Source organism: Singulisphaera acidiphila DSM 18658 (assembly GCF_000242455.2).
Lineage (GTDB): Bacteria > Planctomycetota > Planctomycetia > Isosphaerales > Isosphaeraceae > Singulisphaera > Singulisphaera acidiphila.
In genome coordinates this window covers 375,945-388,816 of the sequence record NC_019892.1, presented here as the reverse complement: position 1 = coordinate 388,816, position 12,872 = coordinate 375,945, and the positions used below count along the sequence as shown (strand labels likewise).

Genomic DNA, 12,872 nt, shown 5'->3' with positions numbered 1-12,872 from the left:
AATCGAGGAACGGGCCTCTACCGCACCCGGCGCACCCGCCCAGGGGACGGTCTGACGAGAAACAGGATTCTCGCCCCACTTTAACCATTGTACCACGGAGAATGATCACGCAAGAAACACCAACCGAAATTCCGAGCCCATCCGAAAAATCAGTCTGATCATCAACATCCTTGTTCCCGTGTGCAGGCCCGATCGCCCCCTTCCCGCGCCCACGACGATCCCCCAGAGTAGGGGGCCGAGCCTTTACACGCAAACGCTCACTTCCGGGTTCGGTTCCCAGGCTCCACGTGCGGTTGATCCGGATAACTCGTCAACTGCTGGATCTCAATCACCACTCCCTCGCCATTAATGCGGACATAGCCGTCGGGAAGATTTTCCATTGGCACGGTGTCCGTTCCGGTTCTGACGCCTTCGCCTTTATTCCAGCGGCCTCGGCTATCCCACTCCCTCCGCCACGTCCCCCATTGGTGAAAGGATCGGCGCTCACCCCCCCTCCACCAGGCAGCGTGACCGCGTCGGGGTGTCTAAGCATCCACGCCCACTCTTTGGTGGGGACCTCCAGTACGTTGACTTTACTGGCGACGTCACTGGCATCGTCCTCGTCCTATCATCTGTTTCGCCTGCCTTGTATAGAGTTCGACCCTCTCTGGCGTAGGCAGTGAGCCTTTGGGCGCGGGCCTCATCAAGCCCAACCACTCCACGTCTCCCGTCTGAATCGCTACCAGGTGGATTTGACCTATTTTATCAAGAATTCCGCCATGCTTGCACACAGCCAACAACAGATTCAGCCAACAGCAGTGTCTCCATCACAACCCTCTTCAGTTTGAAACGAAGCATAGTTCTCAGTACCTCCTCCGATAGCATGAGAATAGAAGCCGGGACCGCCCCGGCTGTCGCCCTTTCTGCTACGAACGTCATTGCGCCCCGAATCGTATGATCCGACGAGTTCGGCAGGGACGGCCGCCGAAGCTGCACCTCCAAGAGGTTCACTAAGTTGTCCGACCCGTGAGATCTCGAAGACAACCCGTTTCGAGGAGCATCCTCAGGATGCCGCGCACTACGTGCGTAAAGCCAGGCTGAACAGCCTGTCGGCCCACCTGGATGTCCCTCCGGGCCAAAAAACCACTCAAATCACCTTGCCCAGCAACTCACAACGCCACACCTGGCGCTCGTCCGCGTGATTCGGGCAGCGTGGTCCCTTGACGAACGCGTGAAGGGCATCTCTCCGTTCACGCCCTATGTCATGCCCGCCTGCACGCGCACAATCAATAGATCGTTTCAGAATTTGATTGACAACAGATAACCAGCACACGATTATGCAACATCCAATAAATTGACTTCCGTTTAATTGAATTATTTTCAATCAACATAGCCAATGGCTCCATAAACTCTTTGTTTCTAAAACGTTAGGCCGATATTTACTCGCGTGCAAACCCCAATCGATCTCGATTCTATCAATACCCAAATCATGCCTAACACCTCTCCCTCCAAAGCGACCGGATTCACCCTAATCGAACTCTTCGTCGTTATCGCCATTATCAGCATACTGCTCGGGCTTATAATTCCAGCCGTTCAGGCCGTGCGGGAAACGGCCCGGCGTACCCAGTGCGTATCAAACTTGAGGCAGATCGGCATAGGGAACAACTCATACCACGCCCTGCATAACATGTTCCCTAGCTCAGTGCTCATGAATGCACAGCACTATTCCACAAATTGCTTATCCGAATTCGTCCATCTTCTGCCGCATCTGGAAGCCTCGCCGCTTTACAACTCCATCAATATGAGCTTCGTAAACCTGGAACTTGCAGACGCCCCCTCACTGGAAAACCGGACGGCTCGAAATTCCAAGGTTCGTCTATTCTTGTGCCCAAGTGATACCGAACCGAACCATCTGAACTCGTACCGCTTCAATCGAGGGCGATATCGTGTTTCCAAAGGAACGCCCTACGATGGGCCGTTCAGTATCGGGGTCTTTCCCAGCGCAAACACAGTAAGAGACGGACTTACAAATACCGCGTTCGTAAGCGAAAGGATTGGAGGCAGCTTTGTCGAAGGCTCATATAGCTCCGTCTCCGACGTTCGCATTCCCACGGGCTCCTCGATCATCATCACCAGCGATCTGACATTCATCCCCTATTGTCTTGCAACGCCCGATTACGTCTGGATGCTTCAAAGCGGCCGATATTGGTTTTACGGCGGCTTTGGGTTCACGCACTACAACCATAACGGCGTGCCCAACGACCCACGTCCAACATGCAGTTCAGGGCCGATCGCGAACTGGAGCACCGGTGGACTGGCTCCGCCACGCGCATTCCACGCCAACGGGGTCAATGTTCTCTTCGGAGACGGCCACGTCACGGGAGTCACTCCAACAATCAACGTGTCCGTCTGGGCAGCGATGGGCACATACCACGGCAAAGATTACTGACCAACCCGCATGAGCGTTCCATTCAGCCGGTGTCCGATTCCGAGTTTTCTCATTGAAGGGGTTTCGCACAATGATCGCAAATGTTAGCAGACTTGCCACACCGTTCTTTCTTGGCATGGCTATCATAATTTTTTCGGCAACGGTTCACTCTGTTCGTGGTGATTATCTGTGCGGCAATGGATCGACTGATGCTTGTGCGGAAACTGGAGCGAATTCGTGCCGTGATGAAACAGGCGACGGCTGCAAAGGTTTTCAAACTTCCGGTCTTACGATTACCGGTTGCTGTACATCCACGGCGTGTCCTGATTCGAGTGGAAGCGCGTTCTTTGTCAAAGCGGTGACTTACTTCAATGCCTGGACACGTTGCGTGCCTGCCTGGCGCCAAGGCTCATGCGTGGAACAAGCGACGGCCTGCCAGACCTGGGATTTATATCGATCCTCATCTCAAGAATTTCCTAGCGGGCCACTGACATGCCTGACCAAATGTGGAACACAAAGCCAAATTGGATGCAAAGCGGGAGGCCTTAATCCCTGCGATTAACCATCGCTCACGCCCCCTTTTTTCGCATCGACACCCCTTGCAAAAAGCAACAGGCCAAACAGCCGATCATGACTCGGTCGTTTCCTAAAACACGGCTCGACACGACCATGCCGGGCGTACGCTGACAACAGTCGCCCCCGCAACCGACGGAGGCCCTTCAGCCAGCCGATCGCCCGCGTCACGCACGGCGGTCGGTTTTGTTTTGGTGTGAGAAGTTCCACCGCCCGAAGTCACAAAATCCATGCAACCCATTCTGGAAACCCTAACCAAAACCGGCCCGAAGGGCCAATGTTCCTGACTAGCCCGAGATCGAGTCAGGGTTTCTGAGAAAACGAACAGCTGATCCGGTGACCGATACGGGTTCGAGTCGTATCGCGGTGATTTTCATGCCCCTTCGCGTGCTGCACAAACATGTCGATTCTCCTCTAACTCCGAGACGAATCTTACCATGACCGCAATGATTGTGATCGCAATGCTCGGTCAATTGAAAGCCGGTCCAACGGACGCTTTTACGCTGAATCGGAGGTCCATTCGTGCAGAATTCGATTTTTCATTCTCTGTTGGAAAACTCGACAAAAGTCATCTTATCCAGAATCGTCTATGGACTGAGAGCCGTTTTGCGAAACGCGAAATCCCGCACATGAAGATTGCTGGCCATTGGGACAGTGACGGAAGAGCCGAACATACGATTTGCGGCCCGGCCGACGCCTCAGGCCGTATTGGCCCACTTGAAGGTAAGCCGGGAAATGTCGTCGAAGGGGAGCCCGCGATGGAGGTCCTTACCGACGGCGAAGTGTCGGCGTTCCATAAAATTCTCGAAGGCGACCGGTCAATCGAGGTCATTCCTAGTGGTGGTAGTTTGGTAAGCTACGGTCCATTTCACTGGTTTTTGGAAGACTTTCCATTCATGTTACAGCGGATTTTTCCGAAGACCCTCGATCATACCGTGAAATCCGCCACGATCAACGGCCATAAATGCGAATACGAAACCTATTACCTTGGTGACCCCCAATCGTTTTACGAACTCACAGTGTGTTATGATCCAGACGTTAATTTTCTTCCTCGTTACATTCGGGCATTAACATTTAATGCAACCGGCCCCTTGCCGAATCAAGCGGACGTCGCAGAGTTTTTTCTGGTTGACGCTCAAAGGTGTAAGTCGGGCGGATTCATCCCCATGACATGGAACGTAGCCAAGTACGATATCGATGCATTTACAAGACGATATCCCTCCTACAAAACATTAGATCCCATTATGCCTCACCAAAACAACGTGACCGTATACAATTTTGTAGGAAGCAACCTACGAGATAAGACGTCGAAATCAAAGCTAACGGAAATTTCGGAGAATAGTCTACTTGGAAGCAAGGGGGGAACCGTCAAGTTGAAGGACAACCCAAAATCACTCTCACTCGACCAAATTCGTGCACGGCTTGGAAGCAAGCTTACGCACCCAGTGAATCGAGTTTTGCCAACCCTTGATTATGATGAAAAAACAAAAACGTTTTCAAATCCAATGTGGGTTCGATCTAAATTGTTCTTTGCATGCGTGTTGTTCGGGGCGATACTTTTTGGAATTTTTCGGCTTCATCGCCAAAGGCTCGCTCATCATTTACCGCCCGCGTTAATGCTGCTGGGTTTGGCATTGACCTGCACGGGTTGTTCCTCCAGGAATCCACCGGTTTCTAAGCTCTCAGCCTCATTCAGGGCCAGCGCGTATAACTGTGCGGCCTGAGTAGTCTGGCGCGACAGACCGTGGCTCGTTATCTTTGAATCGGTCCTCGTGAATCGGCTTACTGCACTCCGGGTGTGCGGAGGCCGACACCGACCGATCCCAGGATGCCTCCCATGGCCAAGCCCGTCGATGTCGGCTCCATCGGCTCTTATTTCGAATCGCTCTCCGATCCCCGCCACGCACGCAATCGTCGGCACTTGATGGTCGATATCGCTGTCATCGCGGTCTGCGCCGTCATCTGCGGATGCGATGGCCCTACCGCCATTCATCGCTGGGCCAAGAATCGTGAGTCCTGGCTGGCCCTGCATCTGGCCCTGCCCAACGGCATCCCCTCACGGGATTGCATCCGACGCTTGCTCATGGCGCTGAAACCCGAAGCCTTTCAACGCTGCTTCCAGGACTGGATCTGCGACGCGATCCCCGCCGACACTGAGAACTCCCGCCGACACGTCGCTATCGACGGCAAAGCCTGTCGCGGATCGCACGATGCGGCCAAAGGTCTTGGCAATCTGCACATTGTCAGCGCCTGGGCCAGCGAGCAGGGCATTGCGCTGGGTCAGGTGGCCACCGACGCCAAGTCCAACGAGATCACAGCCATCCCAAAACTTCTCGAGCAGATTGACCTCACGGATACGCTCATCACGATCGACGCGATGGGCTGCCAGAAAGCGATTGTCGAGCAGATCGTTGACGGTGGCGGCGACTGCGTGATCGCCGTCAAAGACAATCAGCCGAAGCTCGCAACCGCGATCCAAGCGTTCTTCCTCGACCACCTGGAACGCGATCTCGAGGACCTCCACTATCGATACGACGAGACCCGTGATGCCGGGCACGGCCGCATCGACGAGCGTTCCTATTATCTGGTCAAGGTGCCGACTGATTTCGCGCCGCTGAAGGATTGGCCCTGGATCAAGGCAATTGGCTATGCGGTGCGAATCACGCAGCATGCCGATGGGACGGAGTCGGACGAGGTGCGTTACTATCTCAGCAGCCACTATCTGAGCGGCAAGCGTTTCGGCGAAGCGGTCCGCGGTCACTGGAGTATCGAGTCGATGCACTGGGTACTCGATGTGAACTTTCGCGAAGATGAGCACCGCACTCGCGAGCGGACTTTGGGGAACAACTTGAGCTGGCTTCGGCGGTTCGCCGTGACGCTGCTGAAGCGTCATCCCGACAAGGATAGCCTACGTGGAAAGATGATGTCCTGTATGATTAATACGGACTACCTCACGCAAGTCCTTTCACTACAGCGTGTTTGATATGCGCTGGCCCTGCAGCCTCATTCAAGGAAAATAACTTTGTGTATTCCAACAACCGTCCTGCACTGAATTTAAACCTTAAACTCAAGAACGAAGGAACGGCCGCATTGAAGATCCTCAACATCGACGGCGGCTGCTCATGCAGGAAGGTCGATCACGCGAATATCCCCGCAACGGTATCGTCGGGGGGAGAAGCCGTGTTTAAGGTCGAATTGCAAAACAAGGGCGGTTTCGAGAACCAAATATTCCAATTCCATATTCAATTAAATGACAAAAAAATCACTGTCGCAGCGCCATTATTTGCATTGCCTGATCATTTTGTTTCGCCATCGACATTGACGTTCAACCTTATTGAACATGGCATCAATGCACCGCTTGAATTCACGCACAGAGAAGTCTTCGACGAACAAAAAATTCCAGCGGAATGTTCTGTCAACACCTCTCCGGCTTTAAAAGCGAGCAAGCTCAATTCTGTTCTCGGCAAGGTAACCCGTGGGGAACGTTTGGCTTTTCGCGATACGACTTACAGTCTCTTGGTCATCGATCCATCTTATGGCAATCATAAAGAATCGCTTCGCTTACAGCAGGGAGCAAACAACACCGCATTTGAGGTGCCCGTTCTATGGACTCGTTCCGAATTTTTGGAATCCATTCCTAAACGTGTTCTCCTCAAGGAGGATCCCATGCGGATTTTTCTTAGATGCCCCGACGACAAAGTCGAATTCACGCATATATTGTCTCATCAAATCGGCGTACGTGCTTTTGTTTAATACACACGTGAAATCATGGCGCACTTAACATCGGATGCTCCCGACGTGATTGAGGATTACATCGTTGTGGCCACGAATTCACCTGGAGGGGATCGCCTAAAAATACCAGTGATTCGCTACGCCGCTCATGACCTCAAAGCGGGAGGTCCTTGAAAGTTCGTTGACGTTGTGTGCCTCTGGTGCGAACTCGACGAACGGTGTAGGACCCAGGCCAAGGGCAGTTGAACGTTGCCAACTCCTTGTAATGCCTCATCGGCTTCCAGGCGCAGTTCCCACGTGACTCGGGCATGTCGCGGGGTGATCTTTCGAGCTTCTGGATGCTCTATGACCCGAGCGTGGTCACCGACGCAGTGTTCGAGCAACTCCACGGGCTTCAGGCAGTCGCCCCGGTCGCTCTCGGCTGGACGACAGGCAACGGCAACACGACGCTCCCTCTCGTCGCACAGCCCGAACATTGGCGGGCCCACGACCGGGCGGAAACCACCGCACAAGTCGCCCGGATCGTCCAGCTTGGCTGGGAATGCTCGTTGGCGATGCTCCCGCTGCACGTGGCGTCGAACGAGGCGGATATCCGACTCCGGTTCCCGCGTCTGGATGACCACAAGAAGAAGGCCCACCTCGCGCATTACCGCGAGCGGAATCGGGGCCCGGTCAATGAGCCGAGGCAAGCGTGGATCGTGACCCGCGAGTCGCGTCTGGCCGTCACCTGGGACTTCATGCTCGGCTTCACCACCGCCCAGAAACGAGAGCTTTTCGGCCCCTGGCATCAGGTCGAGTTCGCATGGCCTGCCGAAGCGTACCAGGTAAACGGCTGGACTTTCCCCACCATTGAGAGCGACAAAACCGGCTGGATCAGCCAGTACGTGTTGCAGTTGGAAGCGTGGGCGGCGGGTGAACCGGGTTAGGCGGCAAAGGCTGGGTTACTCGGGCGCGAGCCACGATTCAATAGCTGCCCGCTCTGACCACCTCGCCGTCGCTCCGCGTCCCCAGGGCGCGCCATACGGCTTGCTGGACGGTCCTCGCGACGCCCCGCACCGAGCCGTCGAGGAAGAGGACATTGAGCCCGCTGGGATGGTAACTCCGCGACGTGACCACGACGTAGGTCTGCCGCGTCGTCGACGTGCCGAGCCGGCTGGCCGTGAAATCGATGTCGTAGGGGCTACCGGAGTCCGTGAACGGGATCACTTTGCTAGGCGGAAACGCGGTCGCCATGCCGGATTGCAGCACTATCCTGCTCACCCACTCCGTATGGCTCCAGGTGGCGACAAAGGTTCCGCCGTAGCCGGCCAACTCCCCCGGCGAGGCGAGGGGCGGTACGCTCGCCCCCGTCGGGTTACCGCCGTCCTTGGGGGCGGGCTGATGGCCTTCACTTCAGAGAGCGAGATCGTGTTGCTCAGGCCGTCCGCAGCCTGGCCCGAAAACTGCCCGCTGGCGGTAACATCCCGAGAGCCCCTCGTAATTGTGCAAGGCCAGCCCGATCTGCTTGAGGTTGTTCTTGCACGGGGCACGGCGGGCCGCCTCCCGAGCGGCCTGCACGGCCGGCAACAGCAAGACAATCAGCACGGCGATAATCGCAATCACCACCAGAGGAAGAGCGTGCACTTGTATGGTCGATCGATGCCCAGATCGGCATCGGAGGCGACGATCTCGGCATCGTACTCCTTGAGGTTGAAGCTTTTGATGATCGACTTGACCATCTTCGCGTAGCCCTGTTTCGGCGCGTAGGCCTCGCCGATGGCGTCGGCAAACTTGTCGGGGTCGTCCTTGTACGCCCAGGCGGACTTGTAGACGGGGTTGTCACGCAGGTTCTTGCCGTAGGCCATCGCCGCATCTTCCAGCGTCTTGAACTTCACGAATCCCTTGCTCGGGTCACCTTTGATGGCATGGCCGAAGGGGGACTTGTTCGCCAGGTTCCACCCTGATTCGAGGGCGGCCTGGGCGATGCAGAGCGAGACCGGCACGCCGTATTCGGCCCGGACCTTCCGGGCGATCGGGAGGATTCCCTCAATAAACGTCTCAACATGCTTGGGCCGAGCCATTGGGGGCACTCCTGTCTTGAGACCGAGGTTGGATCAAACGGGAACCGACGAATCCCTACCGGAAGCATCGCCGTGAATCAGGGCGGACATCCCGGAGATACGCGGGTGACAGGGCACTCGTGACGCCAATCATTCCCGCCCAGATATGTCGCCACAGGGCCGCTGCTGAAGAGCAGACGGACTGATCCGTTTGCGAAAGAACATTCTTTAGCCTCTCCTTCCCATCAACGAGAGCTTTCATTCAGCAACTCTTTGCAGGAATTTGCTGGATCTCGCGCGCCTGCTCGCTTACAACCGCCTTCGGTCTTCAACCCGCCCCGAATGGAGTCCCCCCATGAATCGTGCGTGCCGCATGGCCGGAATCCACCTGATGGCTTTCTCCGTGCTCGCCCTGACCGCTCTGGCCGAGGATAACACCAAGTCCATCGAAGGAGCCTGGAGGCAGGTCGAGCAGAAGAACGGCGACGCGAAGGAATACCAGAGGTTTCCGGCCGGAACAGAGATGACCACCTGCATCGTCGGCGGCCGGTTCATTTGGACGGTGGACCGGGGAGGAAAGGTGCTTGGCGTAGCTGGCGGTCGCTACCAGATGAAGAACGACAAATGGTCGGAAACGATCGACTACGTCAGCGGTCCAGGTGTGCCCACTTCGTTTGTGGGCAGCACGTTTGATTTCACGGTCAAGGTGACCGGAGACACCTGCACCAAGGTGGGCACGGTCCAAGTCAACGGACAAGCCTACAAAATCGATGAGAAATGGGAGCGGTGCAAACCTTAACGGGCACGCCGAACATGCAAACAATCGCCCATAAGATTGCCTGACGCGAGCGGCCTTACTTCGGCAGCGGCGGATCAGGCTCGACGGGAAGCCAGGGACGCCACTGAGCCCGGTCGTACTTGATCGCGAGCCGGTTGTAATGCGCGGCGAGCCTCCGCAAATTTCGCCAGCGAGTCGGCCGTAGCCCATCGCTGAACATACCGGCGCGCCTGGTCCCCCCAATCGCTGCGCCGGGATGCCGACCCCCAGGAGCAACGCAACATAGGCGACAGCCGCCATCAAGGTCCGGGTGCGGAGTTGAGGCCGGGGCCGGGGCCGGGGTCCTGGCCGGCGAGTCCTGCTAAGGTTGAGCTCCATGACGATCCCCAGCCAGGGAGCCTAGATCAGGTTCCAGACGAGCGCAAAGGGGAGAATCTCGTAGCCGACCTTGGCCACCCGTACCGCCGTCACGAGCAGGCCGGCCCCCAGGCCGAACACGAAGTCGCCATACGCCCACCGCGTTCGGGACCGAATCCGACACGCCTCTTCCGGACAGCCTACCGAGATTTCGATGGGCGACGCTTCAGGCATCGAAATCCCCTGGATCCGTTGACATCACAAGAAAACCGACCGCACAGGACCAAATCTACTTAAACACTTTCATTCCCTGATTGCAGGCACCGCATCTTTCCCGTTCGCATCGCTCCGACGCAACTCCGTTCCCCCCTTGACCAGCCACGCCAAGAGCCCGCCTGCCAGCGCCGCCAGCAGTTGCGGCAGGAGTCAGACCACAGCGACCACGGGCAGAGGATACGGCAGAAACAGGAGGTCACGAAAGACCAAATCAGCATAGCCGGCCCAAACGGCATAGATCCGATCGCCACCCAAAGACCCGAGATCGACGACGAACCGATAGCTTGCCCATAACCGATCCGGAGAGCCGGTTGGCGCAGACAAATGAAAGCATCGCGGGCAAACCGGCCGTGAGAAACCCGGCCCAGAACGCCCGCCTCCTCCCCTGGGTCCGGACCAGGCGGAACAGGGCCACCTTGCAACACCAGCGCGGTCGGCATGACACCGTCATCAGCTTGTCGCCATAGACGGCAAGACGCCGAGCGGCCGGGGCCAACCTGCTCAATGCTCGGGAAACCTGGTCCGTCGAGAATCGGTCAATCACCTCGCGCTGGACCTGCCCCGCGACCGTCAGAGAGAGGTGTTAGTACTACAGCGCTAAGTCGTATCCCATTTGCATTGGGGCAACCCTGTAAGTTTGATGCCCATCTCATGCAACTTTCGCCTTGTCCGCTTGGTGTGGCACCGTTGCGCCACGGCGTTTCGACGCTGCGCCCGCTCGATCTCTTCGGAGGTCCGCTCCAGAAGCTTTCGCGGAGGACTCAGCCCCAACCACCAGAACGGGATCAGCGCCGCCATCGCACTGTGGACTTGGCACTCCGTCAGACCCGGATTTTTCCCCCCCGAACTTCTGTCGCATCCGCGATAGGAACAAGTAGCTCAGGCAACTCAGGATCAGGTGGCGTTTGAGCCCCTGGTAGCGGCGGCCCTCATACTGATCCAGTCCAATCTCGGACTTCTGGTCTTCGAAGCAGCGCTCGACGCGCCATCGCGAAAACCCGACCAGCAACAGCACCTGCACCGACGTCTCCTCGGGGGCGGCGCCGACGAAGAACTTCAACTCCGCCGGGTTCAAGACGTCACGGGCGGCAACCAGGTGCAGCGGCTCTCCCGGTAACCCGTCGGCGCCCACGGGGGAAAACCGCAGGTGCTTGACTTCCCAGACCATCGGCCCCTTGTGCCCATCCTTGACTCGCCACTGGACCCAGGGCTGGTTGCGAAACCCGTCTTGATCGAGCATGGCATCAACCCGCCGAGCCGGTGTGCTGCCGCTCGCCAGGCGAGGCGTCTTGCGGCCGCGGCCCCGCCCGTGCTTACGGTACTTCCTGGTCACGACACGCGGTGCCTTGATCCAGCCCATGAAGTTCCGCGGCACCTCGCCGACGAACTTCTGGCGACGGGCCGAAAGTCCCCGCAGGAACTCGGGCTTGCCGCCGTAGCCCTCGTCGAAAGTCATCCAATCGAAGTGCAGGCCGTTGCCGGTGGCGCGGTCGTAGAGTTCCAGGGCGATCGTCCACTTGGGCCGATACACCATGTCGTCGGGGATGCCGGCCTCGCGGCAGCGGGCGCGGTCGAGGGACCAGGATTCCGGCAGAAACAATTCGCCGTCGAGCAGACAGTGAAAGCCCTCACGAGCGTAGGCGAGGTGGACCGTGACGATGCAGTTCTCCTTCTTGCCGACGGAACCGCACCACTGCCGCTGCACGCCGGGGGTCTTGTCCCCCTTCTTGACGTCGCTCGTCTCATCGAAGACGCCGATCGCGTGGGGACCGGCGTGCTCGTCGCGGACGATGTGCTGGAGCCGGTCGCGCGTCCGGTCCTGGTCCCAACAGTGCTGGCTGAGGAACTCCTGCAGGGTCCTGACCGGCACGCCGGCATTAATGGCAATCGGTTCCACGCTCTTCTCGGGGATATCCGAGAGCTGGCCGGAGACGTAGACCGGCAGATGGGCCCGCGTGTCTTTGCGCGGGAAGCAGTCATCGAACCGCTTGAGGAACTTCTTCAGCGCGGGCTTGAGCTTGCGAATCTGTGGGATATCCATGCTCGTACCTCCATAAACCATGAAGGCAAGCATACTTTCGCAATGGCCGGCGGATCAAGACGCTACAACTTGGCGCTGTAGTATTAGGACCGAGCATCATCGCACGCCGATTCCCGCCTCACCAGGCCGGCCGCCTCCAGCTTGGCAAGTTGCCGGCTTGTGTTCGACATTATCGAGCCGCAGTACGTTAGCGAGGTCGCGTGCCTGGATGCCGGGGTTGCGGCCGATTTCCAGAATCGCATGCACGGCCGACGCGCAAGGCCCGTGTTGGCCATCGTCGGACGCATGAAACCGAGTTCGCGGACCGGTTGGCGGGAAACCTCCCACAATTCCTCGACCGAGAGCTCTTGGTATTGAGGTGGCGAGCAGTCGGTTTATTTGCAGACGTAAGCCATAGCGAACATCAACCAAGAAAAATTTATTTGCCGCAATCCCGGTCTTTTCAAGCATTTAAGGCGTCACTCACGGCAAGCGCAGAGGAGTCCCGAGTTTTTTCCTTGCATCTCATTTCACAATCCCCCAAATTATCCGTCGCGACCACATTTTCCAGACTTCTATAGCATCTTCACATAATTCGATGATCGTCATCAAAACAATGACGATCTTGTGTCAGTTCGACTGACATCATCGGTCGCAAATTGCGTTCCTCAATGCGATTTCCACAAGCTT

At 57.1% G+C, this 12,872-nt stretch carries 12 protein-coding genes and 2 pseudogenes; 6 read left to right on the top strand and 8 right to left on the bottom strand.

From position 1 onward, the window contains the following. Window positions 1-257: 257 nt before the first annotated feature. Window positions 258-380 (bottom strand): hypothetical protein, encoded by a 123-nt coding sequence (locus tag SINAC_RS41485; RefSeq protein WP_015243934.1) that lies wholly within the window; start codon window positions 378-380, stop codon window positions 258-260. 1,046 nt (window positions 381-1,426) lie between these two features. Here SINAC_RS41485 and SINAC_RS38505 point away from each other — a divergent pair. The 5 genes from SINAC_RS38505 to SINAC_RS01470 all read left to right on the top strand — a co-directional run bounded on the left by SINAC_RS38505 (window position 1,427) and on the right by SINAC_RS01470 (window position 7,638). Next, window positions 1,427-2,428 (top strand): DUF1559 family PulG-like putative transporter, encoded by a 1,002-nt coding sequence (locus SINAC_RS38505; protein WP_081578419.1) that lies wholly within the window; start codon window positions 1,427-1,429, stop codon window positions 2,426-2,428. Window positions 2,429-3,417: 989 nt separating this feature from the next. Further along, window positions 3,418-4,704 (top strand): hypothetical protein, encoded by a 1,287-nt coding sequence (locus tag SINAC_RS39565; RefSeq protein ID WP_015243932.1) that lies wholly within the window; start codon window positions 3,418-3,420, stop codon window positions 4,702-4,704. A gap of 113 nt (window positions 4,705-4,817) precedes the next feature. After that, entirely contained in the window at window positions 4,818-5,963 is a 1,146-nt protein-coding gene (locus SINAC_RS01480; protein WP_015243931.1) for an ISAs1 family transposase, read from the top strand. 41 nt (window positions 5,964-6,004) lie between these two features. Beyond that, the gene (locus tag SINAC_RS01475; RefSeq protein WP_015243930.1) at window positions 6,005-6,733 is read left to right on the top strand and encodes a DUF1573 domain-containing protein; all 729 of its coding nucleotides are present in this window, start codon (window positions 6,005-6,007) and stop codon (window positions 6,731-6,733) included. A 287-nt stretch (window positions 6,734-7,020) separates the two neighbouring features. Then, window positions 7,021-7,638 (top strand): hypothetical protein, encoded by a 618-nt coding sequence (locus SINAC_RS01470; RefSeq protein WP_237722417.1) that lies wholly within the window; start codon window positions 7,021-7,023, stop codon window positions 7,636-7,638. Window positions 7,639-7,675: 37 nt separating this feature from the next. Here SINAC_RS01470 and SINAC_RS41050 read toward each other — a convergent pair whose 3' ends face one another. The 3 genes and pseudogenes from SINAC_RS41050 to SINAC_RS01455 form a co-directional block, all read right to left on the bottom strand. Beyond that, complete coding sequence (locus SINAC_RS41050; RefSeq protein ID WP_154673590.1) at window positions 7,676-7,972, bottom strand: H-X9-DG-CTERM domain-containing protein; 297 nt, start codon at window positions 7,970-7,972, stop codon at window positions 7,676-7,678. 198 nt (window positions 7,973-8,170) lie between these two features. Beyond that, window positions 8,171-8,341 (bottom strand): annotated as a pseudogene (locus tag SINAC_RS41045) (type II secretion system protein); the annotation flags it as partial. Further along, entirely contained in the window at window positions 8,311-8,772 is a 462-nt protein-coding gene (locus SINAC_RS01455; protein WP_015243928.1) for a glucosaminidase domain-containing protein, read from the bottom strand. The pseudogene SINAC_RS41045 and the gene SINAC_RS01455, both read right to left, overlap by 31 nt. Window positions 8,773-9,106: 334 nt before the next feature. Here SINAC_RS01455 and SINAC_RS01450 point away from each other — a divergent pair, with 334 nt between their 5' ends. After that, a complete protein-coding gene (locus SINAC_RS01450; protein WP_015243927.1) occupies window positions 9,107-9,550 on the top strand; it encodes a hypothetical protein in 444 nt (147 codons plus the stop codon). Between the two features lie 55 nt (window positions 9,551-9,605). On the opposite strand, the gene SINAC_RS39550 is transcribed toward SINAC_RS01450, so the two are convergent. The 4 genes and pseudogenes from SINAC_RS39550 to SINAC_RS41700 all read right to left on the bottom strand — a co-directional run. Next, the gene (locus SINAC_RS39550) at window positions 9,606-9,749 is read right to left on the bottom strand and encodes a hypothetical protein (RefSeq protein ID WP_020465477.1); all 144 of its coding nucleotides are present in this window, start codon (window positions 9,747-9,749) and stop codon (window positions 9,606-9,608) included. 179 nt (window positions 9,750-9,928) lie between these two features. After that, the gene (locus tag SINAC_RS01445) at window positions 9,929-10,120 is read right to left on the bottom strand and encodes a hypothetical protein (RefSeq protein ID WP_015243926.1); all 192 of its coding nucleotides are present in this window, start codon (window positions 10,118-10,120) and stop codon (window positions 9,929-9,931) included. Window positions 10,121-10,811: 691 nt separating this feature from the next. Next, the gene (locus SINAC_RS01440) at window positions 10,812-12,203 is read right to left on the bottom strand and encodes an IS701 family transposase (protein ID WP_015243925.1); all 1,392 of its coding nucleotides are present in this window, start codon (window positions 12,201-12,203) and stop codon (window positions 10,812-10,814) included. A gap of 86 nt (window positions 12,204-12,289) precedes the next feature. Continuing rightward, window positions 12,290-12,532, bottom strand: a pseudogene (locus SINAC_RS41700) (MarR family winged helix-turn-helix transcriptional regulator); the annotation flags it as partial. Window positions 12,533-12,872 lie beyond the last annotated feature (340 nt).

Excerpts from the sequence above, each read along its gene's own strand:
- SINAC_RS01440 (WP_015243925.1), bottom strand. The coding sequence starts at position 12,203 with ATGGATATCCCACAGATTCGCAAGCTCAAGCCCGCGCTGAAGAAGTTC.
- SINAC_RS01470 (WP_237722417.1), top strand. The coding sequence starts at position 7,021 with ATGTCGCGGGGTGATCTTTCGAGCTTCTGGATGCTCTATGACCCGAGC.
- SINAC_RS01450 (WP_015243927.1), top strand. The coding sequence starts at position 9,107 with ATGAATCGTGCGTGCCGCATGGCCGGAATCCACCTGATGGCTTTCTCC.
- SINAC_RS01445 (WP_015243926.1), bottom strand. The coding sequence starts at position 10,120 with ATGCCTGAAGCGTCGCCCATCGAAATCTCGGTAGGCTGTCCGGAAGAG.
- SINAC_RS39565 (WP_015243932.1), top strand. The coding sequence starts at position 3,418 with ATGACCGCAATGATTGTGATCGCAATGCTCGGTCAATTGAAAGCCGGT.
- SINAC_RS01480 (WP_015243931.1), top strand. The coding sequence starts at position 4,818 with ATGGCCAAGCCCGTCGATGTCGGCTCCATCGGCTCTTATTTCGAATCG.
- SINAC_RS01455 (WP_015243928.1), bottom strand. The coding sequence starts at position 8,772 with ATGGCTCGGCCCAAGCATGTTGAGACGTTTATTGAGGGAATCCTCCCG.
- SINAC_RS39550 (WP_020465477.1), bottom strand. The coding sequence starts at position 9,749 with ATGTTCAGCGATGGGCTACGGCCGACTCGCTGGCGAAATTTGCGGAGG.
- SINAC_RS41485 (WP_015243934.1), bottom strand. The coding sequence starts at position 380 with ATGGAAAATCTTCCCGACGGCTATGTCCGCATTAATGGCGAGGGAGTG.